General features: G+C 69.4%; 16 protein-coding genes and 1 pseudogene. 11 read left to right on the top strand and 6 right to left on the bottom strand.

Features of this window, described 5'->3' with window-relative positions:
* Positions 1–16: 16 nt before the first annotated feature.
* From A176_RS37130 to traB, 3 genes are all read left to right on the top strand, one after another.
* A complete protein-coding gene (locus A176_RS37130; RefSeq protein WP_002633618.1) occupies positions 17–1,090 on the top strand; it encodes a hypothetical protein in 1,074 nt (357 codons plus the stop codon).
* Between the two features lie 264 nt (positions 1,091–1,354).
* Complete coding sequence (gene traA, locus A176_RS37125; RefSeq protein WP_044889893.1) at positions 1,355–3,481, top strand: outer membrane exchange protein TraA; 2,127 nt, start codon at positions 1,355–1,357, stop codon at positions 3,479–3,481.
* Positions 3,478–5,109 carry an outer membrane exchange protein TraB gene (gene traB, locus A176_RS37120; RefSeq protein ID WP_002633620.1) on the top strand — a complete coding sequence of 544 codons (1,632 nt, stop codon included), beginning with the start codon at positions 3,478–3,480 and terminating at the stop codon, positions 5,107–5,109. Before traA ends, traB begins: the two co-directional genes overlap by 4 nt.
* A 132-nt stretch (positions 5,110–5,241) precedes the next feature.
* Here the strand turns inward: traB and A176_RS37115 are convergent, their stop codons facing one another.
* Together A176_RS37115 and A176_RS37110 are read right to left on the bottom strand one after the other, a co-directional pair.
* A complete protein-coding gene (locus A176_RS37115) occupies positions 5,242–6,075 on the bottom strand; it encodes an Ig-like domain-containing protein (RefSeq protein WP_002633621.1) in 834 nt (277 codons plus the stop codon).
* A 116-nt stretch (positions 6,076–6,191) separates the two neighbouring features.
* A complete protein-coding gene (locus A176_RS37110; RefSeq protein ID WP_002633622.1) occupies positions 6,192–8,102 on the bottom strand; it encodes a lipase maturation factor family protein in 1,911 nt (636 codons plus the stop codon).
* A gap of 135 nt (positions 8,103–8,237) precedes the next feature.
* Between A176_RS37110 and A176_RS37105 the strand changes: the two genes are divergently transcribed.
* On the top strand, positions 8,238–8,891 hold the full coding sequence (locus A176_RS37105; RefSeq protein ID WP_002633624.1) for an MBL fold metallo-hydrolase: 654 nt from the start codon (positions 8,238–8,240) through the stop codon (positions 8,889–8,891).
* 7 nt (positions 8,892–8,898) lie between these two features.
* Here A176_RS37105 and A176_RS37100 read toward each other — a convergent pair whose 3' ends face one another.
* Complete coding sequence (locus A176_RS37100; RefSeq protein WP_044889895.1) at positions 8,899–9,705, bottom strand: hypothetical protein; 807 nt, start codon at positions 9,703–9,705, stop codon at positions 8,899–8,901.
* Complete coding sequence (locus tag A176_RS37095) at positions 9,692–10,588, bottom strand: dimethylarginine dimethylaminohydrolase family protein (RefSeq protein ID WP_002633626.1); 897 nt, start codon at positions 10,586–10,588, stop codon at positions 9,692–9,694. Before A176_RS37095 ends, A176_RS37100 begins: the two co-directional genes overlap by 14 nt.
* Before the next feature lie 164 nt (positions 10,589–10,752).
* On the opposite strand from A176_RS37095, the gene A176_RS37090 reads away from it, so the two are divergent.
* Positions 10,753–12,450: a GTPase gene (locus tag A176_RS37090; RefSeq protein WP_002633627.1), complete on the top strand. Its 1,698-nt coding sequence runs from the start codon at positions 10,753–10,755 to the stop codon at positions 12,448–12,450.
* 180 nt (positions 12,451–12,630) lie between these two features.
* Here A176_RS37090 and A176_RS40840 read toward each other — a convergent pair.
* Positions 12,631–13,083: pseudogene (locus A176_RS40840) on the bottom strand (M23 family metallopeptidase); the annotation flags it as partial.
* Positions 13,084–13,424: 341 nt separating this feature from the next.
* Between A176_RS40840 and A176_RS37080 the strand changes: the two are divergent.
* The 6 genes from A176_RS37080 (at position 13,425) to A176_RS37055 (ending at position 20,678) form a co-directional block, all read left to right on the top strand.
* Positions 13,425–14,090, top strand: coding sequence for a TetR/AcrR family transcriptional regulator (locus A176_RS37080; protein ID WP_002633628.1), 666 nt, complete (start codon positions 13,425–13,427; stop codon positions 14,088–14,090).
* 29 nt (positions 14,091–14,119) lie between these two features.
* On the top strand, positions 14,120–15,034 hold the full coding sequence (locus A176_RS37075) for a sterol desaturase family protein (protein ID WP_002633629.1): 915 nt from the start codon (positions 14,120–14,122) through the stop codon (positions 15,032–15,034).
* A gap of 95 nt (positions 15,035–15,129) precedes the next feature.
* The gene (locus A176_RS37070; protein ID WP_002633630.1) at positions 15,130–16,719 is read left to right on the top strand and encodes a glucose-6-phosphate isomerase; all 1,590 of its coding nucleotides are present in this window, start codon (positions 15,130–15,132) and stop codon (positions 16,717–16,719) included.
* A gap of 231 nt (positions 16,720–16,950) precedes the next feature.
* A complete protein-coding gene (locus A176_RS37065; protein WP_002633631.1) occupies positions 16,951–17,721 on the top strand; it encodes an SDR family NAD(P)-dependent oxidoreductase in 771 nt (256 codons plus the stop codon).
* Positions 17,722–17,778: 57 nt separating this feature from the next.
* Positions 17,779–18,285 carry a hypothetical protein gene (locus A176_RS37060; protein WP_002633632.1) on the top strand — a complete coding sequence of 169 codons (507 nt, stop codon included), beginning with the start codon at positions 17,779–17,781 and terminating at the stop codon, positions 18,283–18,285.
* Positions 18,286–18,644: 359 nt separating this feature from the next.
* A complete protein-coding gene (locus tag A176_RS37055) occupies positions 18,645–20,678 on the top strand; it encodes a TonB-dependent receptor domain-containing protein (protein WP_002633633.1) in 2,034 nt (677 codons plus the stop codon).
* Positions 20,679–20,809: 131 nt separating this feature from the next.
* On the opposite strand, the gene A176_RS37050 is transcribed toward A176_RS37055, so the two are convergent.
* On the bottom strand, positions 20,810–21,028 hold the full coding sequence (locus A176_RS37050; RefSeq protein WP_044889897.1) for a hypothetical protein: 219 nt from the start codon (positions 21,026–21,028) through the stop codon (positions 20,810–20,812).
* Between the last annotated feature and the right edge of the window lie 56 nt (positions 21,029–21,084).

Below are 21,084 nucleotides of genomic sequence, written 5' to 3'. Positions count from 1 at the left end.
CCATGCTGTGCGCCTCATGAACGGCTCGGACCCAGCCGACGCGGGCGCGTCACCGCCCGTCCTCTCCTTCCGCCACCTGCTGACCGAGGCTGTCGGCACGTTCCTGGATGAAGCACGGATGTCCTGCGAGCTGACGGCGGATGCCATCGGCGAGCTGCTCGTCACCCTGTCGCGATACCGCGAGGAGGGCGCCCCGCTCTTCCCCATGGCCTTCGTGGGAGACGACCTGGGACAGATGCTCGAACAGTTGGGCGGGCATGACCCGATTGCCATCGGCATCGGCCCCCGCTCGCGCGCCACCATCCAACGCGCGCTCAAGCAATGCGCCCCACTGGGACAGGGCCGCTGGTGGGCGCTCTACCTGCTGCGAGTCCCCGAAGGCTTCGCGTACGGCGTCTTCCGGACGGACCCCTTCCCCCTGGCGGAGACGCCGCTGGAGCGCCTGCGCCGCGTGGGAGACACCGGCGCGGGTGTCATCGGCGTGCTCCAACTCGCGGACAACATCCTGGAGCTGCGCTCGGGTGGCGGGCTGTGCCGGCACGTGTACCTTTCCGGCGCGAAGGTGGAGTCGGCCTCGCCGCCAGAGGTCATGGCCGAGCTGGCAGATGCCGTCACCGACGCCGTCTCCATGCCCAGCCGTGAACGCGCGCGAGGCTTCTTCCGCCGCGTGCTCTTCGAGGTGATGCAGGGCTCTCACGGCGCGCTCGTGGCGGTGCTGCCTCGGGAGCGCGCGGGCTCATCGCTGTTCGTGGACGGCATCATCCTGCCCCGGCCGCTGGACATCGTCGCGCTGCTGGAGCGGTATCACGCGGATCCGACCGTCAATGCCGGTACTGCCGTGCGCGCCACCGCGCAGTTGCTGCGAGGCATGATGGCCACCGATGGCATCACCGTGCTGCGCGCGGATGGCTGCATCGTGGGCTACAACATCTTCGTGCGGCACCCCGAGACGCTGACCAGCCAGCCCTCCTCCGTCGTCGGAGGCGCCCGTCGGCGCACCTTCGATGTGCTGTGCGCCGCGCTGGGCTCTGAACTCACCACGGCATTCATCCGCTCCCAGGATGGCGACGTGAGCTGCATGCGCGCCTGAGCCGGCGCACGGTTCGGCGCCCCACCAGGCGCCTCGTGTCGAGGCTCGTCACGAGGCAGGCTGCGCCTCTCCGTGCAACAGGCCGGGCGATGGCGCTGAAGCGCATCGAGACATGACTTTCCTGTTGTTCAGACTAAATGCGCGCGATTGGAGGGCCTACGTAGGACGTCACAGGGAGAACCTGGGACGTTCAGACGTAGAGGAAAACCACGAGCGGATGAAGGATTTGCTGTTGTCGGAGATATTGGGGATGCTGGCGGAGTCTTGAATTCGCCATCGTCCCGCATCGCGCGCACTGCGCTGGTCGTGCTGTCCGTGTGCCTCGCGGTATCGACCGCATGGGCCCAGGACCCGGACCAGAAGCTCCCCGACGTCGTCATCCAAGGCCCCGCCATTGCCCCGCCAATCCCCAGCGCGGGACAGGGCCTGTGCGTGGCGTCCAACGTATGGACGCGGTCCCTAATCGCATTCCCTCAGTCTCGCGACACGTACCTCGACGGCCTCAACGGATTCATCGAAGAGCCCGCCAACCGGCAGACCCGTGTCACGACGGTGCAGCGCACCGCGTTCGACTTGTCGAACAACCTCAACGACGGACGCACGCTGAGCTACGGCGACTTTATCAGCCAGGTGGTGGCACCAGGCTGCTCCGTGGGTGGATGCACCTTCAACGTCATCCAGAACAACGACGCCTTCACGCCGTTCGTCTCCCGGTTCCGCGGATACCTCAACATCACCGCTGAATTGGCGGGCCAGCCCGTCCACTTCGGCTTCTATGTGGACGACGGCATCAGCCTCGTTATCTACGACCGGAGCCAGGGCTACCAGGTCATCAACCAGCCCCCGAGGATCGGCTTTGCGACGTGGCGGACGACCAACAGCGTCACCTTCCCCGAGGCTGGCCTCTACGCAGTGGAGATGCTCTATTCGCAACTCGGAGAGCACGCCGCATTGGAGCTGTCTATGCGGACAGGCACCTTCACGAACTTCCAGCGCGCCGCGAACCAGCCGCCCATCATCAACCTGTTCACGTCGGGCTTCGAACTGATCGAATCCGCGCGCTTCTTCCAGACGGAGAACGGGACGCTCTCGTTCCCTGGTCAGCCCGACGTCTGCCAGCAGTGCAATCGCGGCAGCGCGAACGCGCCCGGCAATGGCGGTTGCAGCTCCTTCAACCGCTGCAACGCCGCGGCGCTCTGCTCGCCCTGTGACTCGTCACTCTTCTGCGGCGAGGCTTGTTCTCCCTGCGGCGAGTCCACGCCCAACTGCGCCAACATCAACGGTCGTACACAGTGCGTCCAGTGCATCGACGATGGACAGTGCGAGAACGGCCGCTGCGACCTCGAAACGAATCAGTGCACGGGCTGCAACGAAGACCGTGACTGTCCCACGGGCGCCTGCGACCTCGAGACGTTCACCTGTGTCGAGTGCAACAACGACAGCCAATGCAGCAACGGCGAGGTCTGCGCCACCGACATCCACGAGTGCCGTGAATGCACCCAGAACTCGCACTGCCCACAGGGCGAGTCCTGCTCCAATTACGAGTGCTCGCCTTGCGCCACCAATGATTCGTGCGCGGGCAACTCCTGCAACTGCTGCCCCAACGGTACGCAGTGCGCGGCGCTGACGCCCGGCGCGACGCCCACCTGTGTCGAGTGCACCACCAGCAGCCAGTGTGGCGCAGGCAAGCAGTGCGACATGCTCAACGGCCGCTGCGTGGACAGCATGCCGTCGTGCAGCACGTCGGATAGCTGCGGCCCCGGCTGCGTGCGGTGCCCGGGCGAGCGCCCCTTCTGCCTGGACGGCGAGGTCTGCGTGCAGTGCCGCAACGACCTCGAGTGTGGCGATGGCTCGTTCTGCCTCAGCGGCGAGTGCACCTCATGCACCACGAACCGGCACTGCGGTCCGCGCTGCGGCACCTGCGAGGGTGACACGCCCTTCTGCCTCTCCAACGGCTCCGTGCAGGGCAGCACCTGCGTGGGCTGCCGCGACGACGCGGATTGCGGCAGCGGCGTCTGCAACCCCGCCACCCGCACCTGTGAAAACACAGGCGCCTGCGCCGTGACGTGCGACGAGGGCACCGTCTGCAACGGCACCGCCTGCGTCGAATGCTTCGCCGATGCGCACTGCCCCTGCGGTGGCACCTGCGACGTGGCCTCCAACACCTGCTCCACCTCGTGCGCGGACAGTGGGGACTGCCTCGGCGTGGAGCACTGCTCCGCGAAGACGCTGGAATGCGAGCGGGGCCGCCGCAAGCCCGGCACCGAGCCGCAAGGTGGCGCCTTCTGCTGCGGCACCACCGCCGACGCCACGCCCGCCGGAAGCACCACCATCCTGCTGCTGCTCACCGCGAGCCTCATGTTCCTTCGCAACCGCCGCCCTGCTCGATGAAGCCCTCGCACCTGCTCTTGGTCCTGGCGCTGGGGCTGTCCACCGGCGCCATCGCGCAGCCGGATGCGCGCTTCAACGTGCAGCTCTTCCGGCCCTCTGGCGCGCCTCAGGACCTGGTGGTGGTGCAGCAGTCGCGCCCGCTGTCACACCTGTCCGTCTCGGCCGGCCCGTATCTCAGCTATTCGCTCAACCCCCTGTCGCTGATTCCCGAGGGCGGCGACCTGAGCAAGATCAACCTGGTCGGCAACCGCTTCCAGTTGGACGTCATGGCCACCATCGGCCTGTTCGACTGGGCCGAAATCGGCGTGGACATGCCGCTCATCCTGGCCCAGGGCGGCGCCAACCTGGAGGTCATCGGCACCGAGGGCAGCGTCGAGAGCTTCGTCCTCGGTGACCTGCGCCTCATGGGCAAGGTGGCCATCCCCGGCCTCCGCCGTCCCGCCGAGGGCCATGGCTGGGGCGGCGCGGTGACGATGAACGTGAGCTTCCCCACCGGAGCCCAGGATGCCTTCGCCGGTGACGGCGAGATGACGTGGTCCCCTGGCCTGGTGGTGGACTACCGCTTCGAGAACGGCATCCTCCTGGCGCTGAACGGCGGCTTCTGGAAGCGCCCGGACCGCGTCTTCAGCGGCGTCTCCGTGGGCGACATGATGCCCTTCGGCGTGGGCGCCGAGGTCCCCATCCTCCGAGGCAGCGGCGTCACTGCGGTGGGCATGGTGCACGGCGCGGTGGGACTGACGAAGCAGCCCAACGAGCCCCGTCAGGTTCCGGCGGAGGCGCTCTTCGGCTTGCGCTGGTACAGCTCCACCGGCCTGACGTTTACGTTTGGTGGCGGCATGGGCTGCGGCTGCTCCATCTCGTCCCCCACGCTGAGCTTCTTCACCTCCATCCTGTGGATTCCGGCGAAGACGCGCGAGTGGGAGGCCCTGGAGCGCTTCAAGGAGCCTCCGCAGCCGCTGCCGCCGCCCGTGGACCCGGATGGCGACGGCGTCATCGGCGAGGCCGACGCGTGCCCCGACGTGGCCGGCCCCGTGGCCAACATGGGCTGCCCGGACACCGACAAGGATGGGGACGGCGTCGTGGATCGGCTCGACAAGTGCCCGGACCAGCCCGCGGGCAGCCGCGGCAAGGACGGGTGTCCGCTGGCGCGGCGTGACGGCAACCGGATTGTCATCCTGGAGCAGCTCAACTTCGCCACCGACCAGGACATCATCCTCTCGGAGTCCTTCCCCATCCTGGAGGAAGTGGCCCGGGTGATGAATGAGAACCCCGAAGCCGACCGGATGCTCGTGGAAGGTCACACCGACTCGCGTGCGAGCGACGCGTACAATTTGGACCTGTCGCGCCGGCGCGCGGCCAGCGTGATGCGCTTCCTGGTGGAGAGTGGCGTGGCCGCCGAGCGCCTGTGCTCGCAGGGCTTTGGCCGCTCGCGGCCCCTGGCCGACAACGCGACGGAAGAAGGCATGGCGCTCAATCGCCGCGTCGACTTCACCATCCAGCCGCCGAGCGACGGCCCGCGCCCGCCCTGCCCCGAGGACGCGGACGACAAGAAGCGCAAGCGCCCCACGAAGAAGGCTCCCGCCCCCACCAAGGCGAAGCCGAAGGCGCCTGCGGCCCCCAAGCCGTAGGTGACGAACCGGCGAACTCCGCCGCCCAGCGACGGCGGTGCCACGCAGAGACGAACTCCGCCGCCTTCCGCCCAGCGACGGCGGTGCCACGCAGAGACGAACTCCGCCGCCTTCCGCCCAGCGACGGCGGCGTTACGGAACGACGAACTCCGCGGCGGTCCGCCGCCGCCCGGCGACGACGGACACCACGGCGCGTCCGGACCCCACCGCCGTCACGCGCCCTTCGGGCGAAACGGACACGACGGCGGCATCCGACGTGAAGAACTCCAGCGGCACCGTGTCCAGCACCACGCCGCTGCGGTTGAACGCGCGGGCCTGGAGCTGCACGGACTGGCCGCGCCGCTGGAAGGCATGGTGGGTGAGGTTGAGGCCCAGCCGCGCGAAGTCCGCGGGCACCACCTGCACCGCGATGTGCCGGCTGAGGTGCCCCAGCGAAGCGCTCAGCGTCGTCTTGCCCGGACGGACGGCGATGAGCTGCCCGTCCTCCACGCGCGCCACCATCTCGTCCGTCGTGCGGAACTCAGGTGCCGCGTCCGTGAGCGAGGCGCCTTGCTCGTTCCTCGCCACCACGCGCAGCTTGATGACGCGGCCCACCTCGAGGAAGTCCGCGCCCGGCGCGCGCACGTCGAGCGAGTTGAGGATGGTCAACTCCAGCGGCAACGCCGCGCGCACCTTCCCGCCCGTCGCGCCGATGGTCGTCTTCCCCGACTTGCGGACCGTCAACTGGCCTTCCTGAATCACAGCCACGTCTGGCGCGGAGCTCGTCCACCGCAGCTTCGGCTCGGACATGCGCTGGCCTTCGGCGTCGTACACCTCGTACTGCAGCTTCACCGTCTGCCCCGGAGTGCGGAGGAACTTCGTCTCCAGCGGCTCCAGCTTCATGGTGGTGGGCGTGGGCCCACAGGCGCTCAGCAGCCCGATGGCGGCGACAAGGAGGGGGCGAAAAGGAGTGCGCAGCGTCTTCACGGCTTCACGACGACGGAATGGGTGGGGAGCCGACATACTAACCCCACCCCAAGGCCGCGGTGGGAAAAGGGGCCGCGGGCGTTCAAGGCCGCACGCCCGCTTCCCCTTCCGCTCGCCTACGCCCCCGCATGCCACTGCAGCGATGGAACGCGTCCCCGGGGTCGGGGCCCGGGAGACAGCGAGAGGGGCGGCACATAGAGCCCCAACGGCTCACGCTTCCACCAGACGCCCGTGCGCCGCCGCTCGGCCAGGTCCGTCATCCGGTAGTCGTAGAGCGTCGCGCGGACCAGTCGGGGCGGCCCGTCCGGGAAGGGGTTGCCCGCCAGCAGGCCCAGCACCTCGGGCGAGCCTTCCAGTAGCCGGGCCAGGAAGGCGACGAACCACCCCGGCGGTGAGCCCAGCGCGGCGAACCACATCTGCCAGTCCAGCCGGGGTTGATGGGGCGCCACCTGCCGGGGCGGCCGGGTCAGGTCCCCCACCTTGTAGTGGAACGGATATTCCTTCCAGTGCTCGCCGTCGTCGGAGCCCTCCACGAGGATTTCCGGCCGCTGCACCGTCATCATGCTGAAGAGGCCATAGGGATTCACCGAGCGCAGCGGGCGCGCCTGGGACTCCAGCCACGTCATCCACGTCTCCACGCGAGCGGGCCGGTATCGCTGCCACCCTTCGAAGCGGCGAAGCACCTCGGAGGCGCCCAGCACCAGCAGCGGTGCGGTGACCAGCGCGGACAGGCCCGTGCGCCACCACGGGCGAGCCTCGGCGGGAGGACCTTCTGGCAACGGCAGCACCCGCCGCAGGGCCGCGTCGTCCAGCAACCACACCCCCAGCGCCAACGCCTGGACGTTGAAGAACCCGTAGTTCCCCGTGGCGATGATGGCGGCCTGCAAACCGCCCAGGCTCCAGAAGGCGAACTGCCGCAAGCGCCGGGGCCCGAAGGCCAGGAACGGAACCGCCGTCTCCAACCCCAGCACCGCCAACGTGGAGGCGCGCTGGAGGCGCGGAGGCAGATGATGGGCGTACCAGCCGCCACGCGTGGGCAGCGGGGCCGTCTCGTAATAGTGCTCGCACGCGGTCAGCTCGCGCCAGGTGCGGTCCCCGGACTGGAGCTTGCTGAGCCCCGAGCCGAAATAGAGCCGGAACACCAACAGCCGGAACAGGAACACGTCCAAGGCGGACGGCGCATCACGCCCCACGCCGGGGCGCAGACCGCCGGGTGCGGTGAGCGCTCCCAACAGGCCCATCTCCAGCAGCAGCACGTCCCACTGGAAGGAGAGGAACTCACGGCCCACGGCCGCGTAGGACAGGTACAGCGACCACAGCAGCGACACGCTGAGCCGAGGCGCCACGTTGAAGAGCAGCGCCAGGGACAACAGTTGCCCGGCCCGGCATCCCCGCACCAGCGAGGCGTCCGAGGCATCCCACCAGAACAGCGAAGGGATGCGGCGCCACCGTGTCAGCGCGGAGGGCTCCTCGCGGCGCGCCGCGTCCAGGCGCTCCGCCACGGGGCGGAGGCCACGGGTGCCATACAGGCCCAACACCTGCCGCCCCAGCGACGTGAAGGCGACCAGGAAGGTGCCGCCCAACAACCGAGAGAAGGCCCACCGCACCCAGCGGTACTCATGCGGTACCACCGCGCGACCAAAGAGCCACCGGTCCACCCGCGCCGCCCGGCCACGGTGCCGGGCCACCACCGCGTAGACCGCCTGGGACGCGTGCAGCACACCCGGCAGCAATCCCAGCCGCGCGGCCACCCGGGTTCCCCGGCGAGGCGACGCCGCCAGCGCGCGGAACAACGCCTCCGAGCCATGCGACACACGGCCGGAGGGCTCCACCAACTGCAGGGCCCTGCGCATGTCCGCCTTCGGGATGCCCAGCAGCCAGCGGCGCCACCAGGTGCCTGCCCGGTAGCGGACGCGCCCCTCGGTCCGCAAGCGCCAGCGCGCGACCCAGCGTCGGCAGAATGCGCAGCCACCGTCATAGAGCACCAGGGGCCGGGCCATCACGCCATGAGGGACACGGGACATCATGCGGAAACGTTGCGACCTCTCGCGGATGCCGCCCGCTCACCCTCGGGTGCCCGCCGTGGAAGCAAAGGGGCAAACAGGCTGTGGCCTCCATCCCCGCCCCGGTGACACCTGCTGGGGGTGCCTAGCTTTCTCCGCATGAGCGAGCCCAAGGGGAAGGCGAAGCGGACGAGCGAGGTGGTCCCGGGCATCCATCACTGGACCCTGTCCGACGACCGCATTGGCGGCGCGCGAAGTGACGCGTACGCCGTGGTGGATACGGACGGCGCCGTCGTCCTCATCGACCCGCTGCCCATCGAGGAAACCGCGCTGCGCAAGCTGGGGAACGTCTCCGCCATCGTCCTGACGGCGGGCAACCACCAGCGCTCCGCGTGGCGCCTGCGCAAGGTCTTCAAGGTTCCCGTGTGGGCGCCCGAAGGCGCCCTGACGCTGGAAGAGGAACCGGACTTCTCCTACGTCGCGGGCGACACGCTGCCCGCGGGGCTCATCTCGTTCCACACGCCGGGCCCCACCGAAGCGATGTACACGCTGTGGATGCAGCAGCACCCGCGCGGCGTCGCGTTCATCTCCGACCTGCTCACGCGCGAGGATGACGGCACGCCCGGGTTCGTCCCCAGCGAGTACCAGGATGAACCGATGCGCACCCGACACAGCGTGCAGCGCATCCTGGACCACCTCCCCGTGGAGACCCTCTGCCTCTCACACGGAGCGCCCATCGTCCGGAACGGCGCCAGCGCGCTGCGACGGGCGCTCGAAGAGGACATGGAATCCCCCGCGGCTCCCGCCCCCTGACGCCTCGTCAGTCGAGCGGACCCTCTCGCACCAGCACCTGGCCCGCCTCCAGGCCGGGATACACCAGGTGCAACACCTCGCCGGCCTCGGCGCGGTCGAGCAACGCGCTCAACGCGGGCAGGTCCGTGGCGGACACGCGCAGGGTGGGCGTCAGCGAGAGCCGACGCGCCATCGCATCCGCCAGACGCGTCAGGTCCGTCAGCTCCGATTCATAGACGAAGGAGCGCTCGCCGTACTCGTGACCGCCGGGGACTCGCCCCACCAGACGCAACGGGCCCAGCCGTGAGTGGACCCGGACGCTGGGATTGTCCCACTGGGCCACGCCCCGCAGCCGCCGCGCGCGCAGCATCTGCAACGTGAGCGCCTTCACCCATGGCGAGGCGCCCGTCCCGGGGAGCACGCTCAACAGCGACACACCGATGAACAGCCCCGGCGTCAACGAGGGCGCCGCGTAATACGCCGCGCCAATCGCCGGTTCATCGCCCGCCACCCCCAACCGCTCTTGAACCGAGGCGGACAGCATCCTCGCCGGACAGCGCAACAGCCCGATGGCTCCGGGCAACAAGTACAAGTCCGACAGCACCCAACGCGGCACGCCGATGCCACCAAAGGCGAACTGGTTCAGCGACAGGTACCGCATCGCCAGGTCCACGTTCCGCTCCGCGGGCAGGAACGTCACCGGGACGCCCAGGGGCGACAGGTTCAACGCGCCCGCGTGCTCACCCGAGCCCAGCGCGACCAGGGACGCGCCGGGATGCGCCGAGAGGAAGGCCTCGGCCTGCCCAGGCAGCGAGTCCCCATCACCCATCGGCATCGATGTCCCTCGCGACCGCCGACAGCCGGAAGGCCTCCGGAATCTTCACGGTCGCCGCATCCACCTCCGCGCGCGACACCAGGCAACGTGAAGAGCCTCCGCCCTTCTCGCACAGCTCGCGCATCGTGAGCGGCACCACGCGCAGCCCCAGTGCCTCCAGCCGCGCGCGCACCTGCGGAGGCACCACCGAGGGTGCCAGCACGTCGCGCCCCACCGGAAGACCGTTGGTCGCGTAGCGGCGAATCTCCTCTTCAGTCACCACCAGCAAGCGGTGCTCCCCGAAGCGCTCGCACAAGAGCGCATGGGACTCCGCCGTCATCACCTCCGGGCACACCATCAGCCGGTCCGCCGCGGGCAGCGGGAGCACGGCCATGTTGCCATGGAAGGCGGGCTCGCGGACCTGCACGCGCAGCACCTCGCCCGGGAAGTAGCGCTCGGCGGCCTCCAGTCCATCGAGCGTCGTGCGTCCGCCCCAGAACAACAGCGTGACGCCATCGAAGGTGGCCACGTCACCGTGGGCCTCCCAGACGCCAACCCCCGGGTCCACCACCTCCATGCCCAGCGCCCGGGCCAACGGAGCCCAGTGCTCACGCTCCGCCTGCCGGTGCGCGCTCATCATCCGAGGCAGGAGGAACAGCGGCGCGGCGCCTTCGCGAGGCACCACCTGACCGCACTCGGCGGCGTAGGGCATTCCGGTCAACAGCTCGGACGGTGACGGCAGCGCGACCACCGTGCCGCCGCGCGCTTCGATTTCCCGCGCCAGCGCCAGCCATTCGCGCCGGGCCTGGAGCGCATCCACCGGCGGGGCCTCGCGACTGCGGAAGTTGCTCCGGCCGCGAAGGGCCCACGTGCGGCCCGGAGGCGACATGAGGAAGAGGTCCATGGTGCCGCTGTTTCTACTCCTCCCGGCACCCACGCCGCCAATCCGCCCGGTGCCTCAGCCCAGGCCGCGAAAGTTGCCCACCCCACCGCGAAGTGCACGCTGGCGCACCCTCCCCACATCTTCTTCGTAGTCACCCGGGCCCAGCCGGGACAGGCTGTCCCCACGTGGACGAGACGAGCCTTCCCGAACCCGAAGCCCTGCGTTCCCTGCTGAAGACAGCCCTGGAGCTGCCTGCGCTGCGCCCGCATGCCACGCGCCTGGAACGGCTGGTGGACGACTACGCACGGGGTGTGGCGCGCAAGGACGCGCCGCTGACCGTGGCGCTGGTGGGCGCCACCGGCGCGGGCAAGTCCACGCTGCTCAACGCCCTGGCGGGACAGGCCCTGTCACGCGAAGGCGTCAACCGGCCCACCAGCACCGTCGCCACCGTCTTCGCCCCCGAGGGCACGGCCACCGAGGCCTTGGCTGGCTCCGGCGCGCGGGTGGTGACATACGCCCCCGGTCCGCAGGGACTGTGGGGCGGACAGGTGTTCATCGACACGCCGGACCTCAACAGCGTGGCCACCACCCACCGAGAGGTCGCCCGCGCGGCGCTGGAGCGCGCGGATGTCGCGCTCGTCGTCATGCACCGAGGCAGCGTCGCCGAAGCCACCCAGGTCGAGTTCCTCACGGAGTTCGCCCAACGGCGCGCGCTCGTCTTCATCCTCAACTTCGCGGACGAGCTGTCGGAGACCTCGCGCGACACCCTCAAGGCCCAGGTGCGCAAGCTGGCCTCCGAACAGTACGGACTGGCCCAGGAGGACGTGCCCGTCTTCGCCATCAGCGCGCTGGCGGCGAAGGACGGCCGCGACGTGTCCGGCGAATTCGGCGCGCTCCTCTTCCACCTGCGCGGGCTGGCCACCCAGGCCGTGGCGGCGCGCGTGCGCAGGACGAACGCGCTGGGCGCGCTGGAAGAAGTCCACACGCGCGTGGAGGCGGCGCTGAAGGAGACGCTGGCGCTGCTGTCTCGCACGCGCGCCGCGCTGGACTCGGGATTGGAGAAGGCGGCCGAGGGCCTGCGCGCGGACTTCGACTCGCGGCTGGGGCTGGCGCACGGGCACCTCGCGGCGGAGGTACGCAGGCAAGCCGGAGGCCGCTTCTGGGGCCCGGCGGCGTGGGGCCTGCGGCTGTCGCTGTGGGGCGCCAGCGGGCTGGGCGCGGCGGCGCTGGTGGGACGCAGCAGCCTGCCCGCGGGGCTGGCGGTGGCGGCGGCCTCCACCGTGGTGGACGTGGTGCGTGGACACACCCGCGCACGCGCCGCCGAGTCCGCGGTGGTGGAGCCCTTCGAGGACGACTTCAGCGCGGAGTCCGCGGCGCGCACCGCGCTGGCGGAGGCGCGCAGCGTGGCGCGCGCGGGAGGGCTGGACCCCGCGCTGCTGGGTGTGCCCGACGTGGACACGTTGCTGGAGGAAGTGCGGGTCGCTCGCGCGGGGGCCTGGCGCTACACGGCCACCACGGGCGTGGCGGAGGCAGTGGCCGGGTGGTGGCGCACCGCGCGCTGGCTGGTGCTGCCGCTCATCAACCTGCCACTGCTGGCGCTGCTGGGACACGTGGGCTACCGCGTGGTGCGGGCCTACGTGGAAGGCCCCCTGTTGCCGTTGGACTACTTCGTCAACGCGGGGGCCCTCTTCATGCTGCTCGCCGGAGCGGGCGCGCTGCTGGCCTCAGCGAGTCTCGCTGGGGCCGCTCGCCGTGCGGGTACCGCCGGACGTACGCGCTTCGTCGAGGCCCTGGCCACCCTGGGCGGGCGGCTGGGAGAGGCCGTCGAGGATGCTCTGCGCCCCGGGCGGGAGGCCGCGCAGCGCCTGCTGTCGCTCCGGTGACATGGACACCACCGGCTGACCCGGGGAATGCGCGCCGCCATTGCTCGCCATGAGCGCCTGCGTGCCGTTGTCCTTGCAGAGGGGCGCGGCCACGCGGGTGTCACGCACCGGATCTCCATAACCCGCGATGCGCGCGGGCACGGACGGGTTGTTCCAACCCTTGCCGCTCTCACGTGCCACCTTGAAGTGCAGGTGCGCGCCGCAGGCCCAGCCGGTGGAGCCGGAGAAGCCGATGAGCTGCCCTTCCTTCACGACGTCGCCGGGCTTCACCACCACGGCGCTGAAGTGGAGGTACTGCGTCTCCAGCCCGTCACCATGCGAGATGACGACGTAGTTGGCGTGCTTGGCGAACTGCTCGCCGCAGCCACCCTGCGTGCTGTCACCGCGCGCCAGGCGCACCTTGCCGTCGCGCGCGGCGACGATGGGCGTGCCATCCGGCATGCGGAAATCCCACGCATGGGTGTCGTTGTGTTGATGACTTCCCGTGTCGTGTCCCTGGCTCACCGTGTGGATGCGCCCACATGCGAAGGGGACACCCACCTCGGGTACGTCGTCCGCGACCGTGGCGGGAGAGGAAGGAACTGCGGGGGCCGAAGCCAGGAGAGAACCAAGAAGAAGGGCAGAAAGGTTCATATCGGGGCGGGGCGGAAACGACGGCAAGTGGCGCGGGTATTTCCCTGCGAATTTTCCCGGCGCCTGTCTGCTGGACGACGCGGTGGGCTTCGGCACGCCCACCGTCCTGGAGGGATTCATACCCGAGTCCCAGGGGAAAACCGCGCGGGAAGCCGGCAGGCCCCTGCCCTCCCTCTTGGTGGGCAAGCAGGCTCGGAATCGATTCTCACGCGCCCACTTCCGCCGAGGCCCCACCGTGTACGGGGACAGGTGATGGACACCGCCCCTGTGAGGATCATCCGCCCCTGGCTTCAACAAAGTGACTGGTCACTCACTAAGTTCGAGATTATCCTCCAGGACGAATGGCCGCGAAGAACACTCCATCGGACAAGGCCCCCCGCCCCGTCCGCCGCACGCAGCAGGAGCGCCGGGAGACGACACGGCGCAAGCTGCTGGACGCCACCATCGAGACGCTGGTGGAGCAGGGCTACGCCCGCCTGACGACGGTGGAGGTATCGAAACGTGCGGGCCTGTCGCAGGGCGCGCTCTTCACCCATTTCGATACGAAGGAGGAGCTGCTCGCCGCGGCGGTGGAGCACCTCTTCCCACGACTCATCCAGGACTACCTGGCCGGCGTGGGCGCTCGGCCGTCGGGCAGGGACCGCATCGCGGCGGCGGTGGACATGTTGTGGGCCGCCTTCCAGCGCCCGGAGCTGCAAGCCGCCATCGAGCTGTACGTCGCCGCGCGCACGGACGCGGAGCTGCGCGTGGCGTTGGCCGCGGTGGACGGGCCGCACCGGGAGAACCTGCACCGCGTGGCCCGCGAGCTGTTCCCCGAGGCCTCCGAGCACCCGGACTTCGACTCCATCGTGGAGCTGGCGTTGGACGCGGTGCAGGGCGCGGCGGTGGGAGGCAGCGCCCGGCCGAACGACCCGGCGCACCGCCGCATGCTGGACGCGCTCACGCAGTTCATGCGCAACGCCTTCCTCCCCGCGCTGGGGCGGCCTCGCCGCCGCGCGCGGGCCTGAATTCGCAGCGAAGCCAAGGAGGCCCCACCATGGACGCACCCCACATCCCCGACCTCATCGCCCTCGCGATTCCCGTGTTCGCCCTCACGGTGGTGGCCGAGGCGCTCTGGGTGAAGAAGCAGCGGGACGAAGGCAGCCCTATGGTGGGCCACACGTTGAAGGACACGGCGGCCAGCCTCTCCATGGGCCTGGGCAACGTGGCCATCAACGTCCTGTGGAAGGGCGTGGCCTTCGCGGGCTACCTGGCGCTCTACCACCTCACGCCGCTGCGCATGGGCACCGGCGTGCTGGCCTGGGTGCTGCTCTTCCTCGCGGACGACCTCTGCTACTACGCCTTCCACCGCGTCCACCATGAGAGCCGCTTCTTCTGGGCGTCCCACGTGGTGCACCACTCCAGCCAGCACTACAACCTGTCCACGGCGCTGCGGCAGACCTGGACGCCGCCCACCAGCTTCGTCTTCTGGGCGCCGCTGGCGCTGCTGGGCTTCCACCCGGTGCTGATTGTCGCGCAGCAGTCCATCAGCCTGCTCTACCAGTACTGGATTCACACCGAGGCCATTGGCCGGCTGCCGCGTCCGCTGGAGTGGGTGCTCAACACGCCGTCGCACCACCGGGTGCACCACGCGTCCAACCCGCGCTACCTCGACAAGAACTACGCGGGCATCCTCATCGTCTGGGACCGGCTCTTCGGCACCTTCGAGCCCGAGGGCGAGAAGCCCGTGTACGGGTTGACGAAGAACCTCACGACGTTCAATCCCGTGCGCATCGCCTTCCACGAGTTCGCCGCCATCGCGCGCGACGCCTCGAAGCCCGGGCCCCTGAAGCAACGCTTGAGTTACGTCTTCCGCAACCCGGCCTGGAAGCCGGAGGCCCCGTTGACGCCCGCGGCGCAGCCCCCGCCCCCAGCCTCGCCGGCCCCCGAAGCGGCGCGGCCCTCCGTGTGAGGTGTTGAGCACCCGGCCGGCCGAGGTGCTGGGGATGCACATCCCCACTCGCGTCCGGCTTCCCACCCGCGCACGGAGGCGCTAAGCCACGCGCCATGACCGAGCGAGAACTGTGGGAGCGGTACCAGCGTTATCTGTGCGTCGTCCCGGGCCTGGACTTCACGCTCGACGTCTCGCGCATGCGGTTCCCCGCGGACTACCTGGAGCGGATGCGCCCCCGCGTGGACGAGGCCTTCGATGCCATGGAGGCGCTGGAGAAGGGCGCCATCGCCAACCCGGACGAGAAGCGCAAGGTGGGCCACTACTGGCTGCGCGCCCCGGAGCTGGCCCCCGAGCCCGCGCTCCAGAAGGAAATCACCGACACGGTGGCCGCCATCCACGCCTTCTCCAAGGACGTGCATGACGGCAAGGTGAAGCCGCAGAAGGCGCCGCGCTTCACGCACGTGCTGCTGGTGGGCATCGGCGGTTCGGCGCTGGGGCCGCAGTTGATCGCGGACGCGCTGGGCTCGGCGAAGGACCCGATGCAGGTGTCCTTCTTCGACAACACGGACCCGGACGGCTTCGACCGGGTGCTGGCGCAGCTCGGAGAGCGGCTGTCGGAGACGCTCACCGTGGTCATCAGCAAGTCGGGCGGCACCAAGGAGACGCGCAACGGCATGCTGGAGGCCGAACGCGGCTACACGGCCCGGGGCCTGGACTTCGCGAAGCACGCGGTGGCCGTCACCGGCGAAGGCAGCGAGCTGGACAACCACGCCAAGAAACAGGGCTGGCTGCGCACCTTCCCCATGTGGGACTGGGTTGGCGGACGCACGTCCGTGACGTCCGCGGTGGGCCTGCTGCCCGCGCGGCTCCAGGGGCTGGACATCGACGCGCTGCTGCGCGGCGCCAAGGACATGGACGCGGCGACGCGGGAGCGGGACGCGCTGAAGAACCCCGCCGCGCTGCTGGCCCTGATGTGGCACTACGCTGGCGACGGCCGGGGCCACAAGGACATGGTCATCCTGCCGTACAAGGACCGGCTGCTCCTGATGTCGCGCTACCTCCAGCAGCTCGTCATGGAGTCGCTGGGCAAGGAGACGGACCTGGACGGCAAGGTGGTGAACCAGGGCATCGCCGTCTACGGGAACAAGGGCTCCACGGACCAGCACGCCTACGTGCAGCAGCTCCGCGAGGGCGTGCTCAACTTCTTCGCCACCTTCATCGAGGTGTTGAAGGACCGCGATGGCGGCGCGTTCGAAGTCGAGCCCGGCGTCACCAGCGGCGACTACCTGCTGGGCTTCCTGCTGGGGACGCGGCGCGCGCTCTACGAGAAGGACCGCGAGTCGCTCACCCTCACCGTGCCGGACGTGAGCGCGCGCACGGTGGGCGCGCTGATTGCCCTGTATGAGCGCGCGGTGGGCTTCTACGCCACGCTGGTGCACATCAACGCGTACCACCAGCCGGGCGTGGAAGCGGGCAAGAAGGCCGCGGGCGTGGTGCTGGACCTCCAGCGCAAGCTGACCGCGCGCCTGCGCGAGGCCCGCGCGGACGCCCGCACCGCCGAGCAGTTGGCCGCGGACATCGGCATGCCGGACGAGGTGGAGACGGTGTTCAAGGTGCTCCAGCACCTGGCCGCAAATCCGGACCGCGGCGTGGAGCGCACCGACGGCGCGTCCCCGGCGCAGGCGCGCTTCCGGGCGAAGTAGCCGCCCTGTCGGCCCCGGCCCGCGGCCTCGAGCATCGGGTCGCGGCGCCTGGTCCCCGCCCGCGGCCTCGAGCACCAGACCGCGGCGCCTTGTCTCCTGGCGGGACAGCCCCGGAGCACACCGCGCCCCTCGCGTGGCGGGCGCACGTGCTCGCGGCGCTCCGCACAGGACTCAACGCCTGGGCACCACGCGGCCCCCCATGGACGAGCGGGCGCAGTAGAACGCTCGCTCATGGACTTGGAGCTCCGAGGAAAGACAGCCCTCATCACCGGCAGCAGCCGGGGCATTGGCCGAGCCATCGCGGCGACGTTGGCCCGCGAGGGCGTGCGGGTGTGCATCAGCGCGCGCGGCGAGGAGGCCCTGCAAGCCACCGCCGCGCAGCTCCGCGCGGACGGCGCCGAGGTCGCCACCGTGGTGGCGGACGTGGCCACCCAGGCCGGCGCGGTGGCCGCCGTCGACGCCGCCGTGCGCGCCTTCGGGACACTGGACATCCTGGTCAACAACGTGGGCGGCAGCGGCGGCGCGGGCGCGTTCCACTCGGCCACCGCGGAGCAGTGGACCTCCGTCCTGGACCGGAACCTCCTGTCCGCCGTGTGGTGCAGCCAGCGCGCCGTGGAGGTCATGCGTGAGAAGGGCGGCGGCTGCATCGTCCACCTCAACTCCATCTACGGCCGCGAGTACGCCACCAGCGCGCCCTACACCACCGCCAAGGCGGGCATCACCGCGCTCACCAAGGAGATGGCGGTGGACCTGGCCCAGTACCGCATCCGCGTCAACGGCGTGGCCCCTGGCTCCATCCTCTTCCCCGGGGGGAGCTGGGACAAACGCCAGAAGGCGGACCCAGAGAAGGTCGCCAGGCTGGTGCGGGACGAGCTGCCCTGGGGCCGCTTCGGCGCCCCCGAGGAGGTGGCGGACGTGGTCGCCTTCCTCTGCTCGGAACGCGCACGCTGGGTGACAGGCGCCACCCTGCCCGTGGATGGGGGTCAGGGCCGTGCCTTCTGACCCATGAGCCCCCGGGGCTCCATGCTATGCAGAGGTCCACCGCATGAGAATCGAAGCGTGCTGAAGCTCTATAAGAAGGATGGCGAACGGCTCCGGTACTGGGAGGCGTGGGTGCATGACGGCGCACTCACCGTGCACCAGGGCATCGTGGGCGAAACGGGCGAGGACCAGCAGCTCCCGCTGCCTCCGGAGGAAGATCCGGACATGGTCATCGCCGAAGCCGCCGGGCCCTGGGTGGACCAGGGCTACGACGAGCCCGACCCCGCCGAGATGACGACGCTCATCGTCCAGTACACCGTCGAGGGCAAGGGCACCGGCCACGACGTGGAGAAGCGCGTCGCCGTGGAGGAGCTGCTCACGGACGCGCTCGGCTGGACGGGCAACGGCGAGGTCGAAGGAGGCGAACTCCAGGAGACCTCGCTGCGCGTCTACTGCCGGGTGATGGATGCCCACGCGGGCGTGCGCACCGCCGTGGAGGCCCTGGACGCCGAGGACCTGCTCGAGGGCGCCAGCATCCTGCTCGCGAAGGACGACGAGGAACCGCGGGCCGTCTGGCCCACGTAGGACTGATACTTCCTGTTCCGGCGTCTCCGCCGTGAAGTCGGGCTTCTACGACACGAGTAGAAGTTTTCCGTCTTCCGCGCGTTGACAGAGGCGCCGTTGCAACGTTAAGTGTCTCGAAGTTGAGATTGATTAGCAAAATCAAACCTAACTTCGAGTGAATTTCCGGCCGCCTCGGCGTGCCAGGAATCACCGATGTCTCACTCAACGACAAACCCGTGAATGCCTCGTGCGGCAGCGGGAGGGGGGAGTCCCGCAGCTCAGACAGCCACATGAGGAGAAGGACCTTGCGCGCCGTTCATCGTGACGATGTTTCCCCCCTGCCCTCTCGTTCACCGCGGTTCTCCGTCCACTGGAAGTGGATGGGTTCGGCCCTGCTGCTGACCATGACGCCCGCGTGGGCGCAGGACGCGGCCACCCCGCCGCCGCCCTCCGCGCGACAGAGCGTCCCGGCCGAAACCGACGCCATGGACGGAGAAGGCGCGGCGCTGGAGGACAACATCTTCCAGATGGCGCCCGTCGTGGTGACGGCGACCCGCACCGCCCAGGACGCGGCGACCGCGCCGGCTTCGGTGACGGTGGTGACGCAGGAGGACCTCCGGCGTGCGCCGGTGGGCGATTTGACGGACGCCATCCGTCTGGCCCCCGGCATCAGCCTGACGGCCGGCAGCCAGGGCCGCCGCGGCATCAGCATCCGCGGCATGGATTCGAGCTACACGCTCATCCTGGTCGACGGAAAGCGCGTGAACTCGATGGAGGCGGTGTTCCGCCACAACGACTTCGACATCGGCCTCGTCCCGACCGAGGGCATCGAGCGCATCGAGGTCGTCCGCGGCGCCATGTCCTCGCTCTATGGCTCTGAGGCGCTGGGCGGCGTCATCAACATCATCACCAAGCCGGTGGCGCCCAAGTGGACGGGCGGCATCGACCTGAAGGCGCAGACGCCCACCGTGGGCGCCAACGGCGAGGAGCTCCGCTCCAGCATCTTCCTCAGCGGTCCGCTCATCAAGGACACGCTCTCCATGAAGATTACCGGCGGCTTCAACCACCGCCAGGCATGGAACGGCGCGCGCAACCCGGGCTCGCCGGTGCTCAACGCGGACGGTGAGCCGGTGACGCGTGGCGATGGCAGCGTCGTCAACTTCGGCGACCTGGCCACGCTCGAGGGCCGCAATGACCACAACGGCCGGCTGTCGCTGAACTGGACGCCCACCTCGCAGCAGACCATCACCGCCGAGTACGGCCGCGCGTACCAGAACCGCATCGGTGAGTACTTCATTGGCGGCACCTTCGGCGACGCGGACACGGTGGTGCACCGCAACGACGCGGTGCTCGGCCACAAGGGCAAGTGGGACTGGGGCAACTCGGAGGTCCGCGGCTATTGGGAAGGGCTGGACTCTGGCGTCGACGGGCTGGTCCAGAACAACATCGTCGCGGAGGCCAACGCCACCGCGTACCTGGGCTTCAACACGCTGACGGTGGGCGGCGAGGCGCGTTGGATTGACCTCGAGTCCGACGAGTTCACCAGCGGCGCCGCCAGCGTGCACCAGCAGGCGCTCTACGCGCAGGACGAGATGTCCCTCCTGGACAACCTCAGCCTGCTGCTGGGCGCGCGCCTGGACAACCACGAGAACTTCGGCCTGCACTTCACGCCGCGCGCCTACGCCGTCTACTCGCCCATCACCCACCTCACCTTCAAGGCGGGTGTCGGCACGGGCTTCAAGGCGCCCACGCTGCGTCAGATGAGCACCGAGTCCCTGGTGACGAGCTGCCGTGGCCGCTGCGGCATCATCGGCAACCCGGACCTGGAACCGGAGAAGAGCACCAACTTCGAGCTGTCCGCCAACTGGAACATGGCGTCGTGGGGCCTGTCGGCGACCGTCTTCCAGAACAACATCCGCAACCTCATCGACACGCCGCGTGGCACGGGCGTGGACCCGATTGGGACCGACCCGGAGACGGGCCTGCCCCTGTACGTTCCGCGCAACGTCAACCGCGCGCGCCTGCGGGGCGTCGAGGCGACGGCGAGCAAGTCCTTCGGCAACGTGGTGCGCCTCAGCGCGAACTACACGTTCCTGGAGAGCCGCGACCTGGAGAATGACGTGCAGCTCGCCTACCGGCCCAAGCACACCCTCAACGGCCAGTTGGACGTGATGCCGATGGTCGGCCTCAAGGCCTTCGTTCGTGGCCAGTACATTGGCCCGCAGCTCAGCGGCACCGAGGAAGTGGACCCCTACGCCCTGTTCGATGCCGGCGCCAGCTACGACATCAACAAGAGCTTCGGCGTCAACGCGGGTGTCCTCAACATCGCCAACTCACGCACCGAGGATGAGGAAGGCTACGTGTTCCAGGAGCGCGGCCGGACCTTCTATGCGGGTGTGAACGCGCGGTTCTAAGGCGTCGCGCTGTCCCGGCCAGTCGCAGTGGCCGGGACACGGGGGCGCCGCGCACCGCGGTGAACCTTCTGCGCCGGGCCCGCGCCACTGGAGTAAAAATCCCGCGTGGCGTGGGCCTTCGGCGTATCTGGCTACTCCGTTAGATCCACTCTGTCAGGGAAGACGGCCGCCCTGAACGCCGCATGAAAACCATCTGCAAACTCTCTCGATACACCCACCCTGGCTTCAAATCCTCGGATCCTCACCCCATTCAAAATCTCATTCAGGGCGTTTGAAATCAGCATCAGCTCGTCCTGAGACAGGCGCAGGACCGCTTCCTTCGACACGTCGTCGAGTTCCAAGAGCTTCATAGGCAGCACCTCGCCATCTCAGGATGCCATGTTTGCCGCCACGACCGCTCGCGAGG

Source organism: Myxococcus hansupus (genome assembly GCF_000280925.3).
Classification (GTDB): Bacteria; Myxococcota; Myxococcia; order Myxococcales; family Myxococcaceae; genus Myxococcus; species Myxococcus hansupus.
This window is presented reverse-complemented; position numbering and strand designations above follow the sequence as displayed.

Excerpts from the sequence above, each read along its gene's own strand:
- A176_RS37130 (WP_002633618.1), top strand. The coding sequence starts at position 17 with ATGAACGGCTCGGACCCAGCCGACGCGGGCGCGTCACCGCCCGTCCTC.
- traB (WP_002633620.1), top strand. The coding sequence starts at position 3,478 with ATGAAGCCCTCGCACCTGCTCTTGGTCCTGGCGCTGGGGCTGTCCACC.
- A176_RS37110 (WP_002633622.1), bottom strand. The coding sequence starts at position 8,102 with ATGATGTCCCGTGTCCCTCATGGCGTGATGGCCCGGCCCCTGGTGCTC.
- A176_RS37105 (WP_002633624.1), top strand. The coding sequence starts at position 8,238 with ATGAGCGAGCCCAAGGGGAAGGCGAAGCGGACGAGCGAGGTGGTCCCG.
- A176_RS37100 (WP_044889895.1), bottom strand. The coding sequence starts at position 9,705 with ATGCCGATGGGTGATGGGGACTCGCTGCCTGGGCAGGCCGAGGCCTTC.
- A176_RS37095 (WP_002633626.1), bottom strand. The coding sequence starts at position 10,588 with ATGGACCTCTTCCTCATGTCGCCTCCGGGCCGCACGTGGGCCCTTCGC.
- A176_RS37080 (WP_002633628.1), top strand. The coding sequence starts at position 13,425 with ATGGCCGCGAAGAACACTCCATCGGACAAGGCCCCCCGCCCCGTCCGC.
- A176_RS37075 (WP_002633629.1), top strand. The coding sequence starts at position 14,120 with ATGGACGCACCCCACATCCCCGACCTCATCGCCCTCGCGATTCCCGTG.
- A176_RS37070 (WP_002633630.1), top strand. The coding sequence starts at position 15,130 with ATGACCGAGCGAGAACTGTGGGAGCGGTACCAGCGTTATCTGTGCGTC.
- A176_RS37065 (WP_002633631.1), top strand. The coding sequence starts at position 16,951 with ATGGACTTGGAGCTCCGAGGAAAGACAGCCCTCATCACCGGCAGCAGC.
- A176_RS37055 (WP_002633633.1), top strand. The coding sequence starts at position 18,645 with ATGGGTTCGGCCCTGCTGCTGACCATGACGCCCGCGTGGGCGCAGGAC.
- A176_RS37050 (WP_044889897.1), bottom strand. The coding sequence starts at position 21,028 with ATGAAGCTCTTGGAACTCGACGACGTGTCGAAGGAAGCGGTCCTGCGC.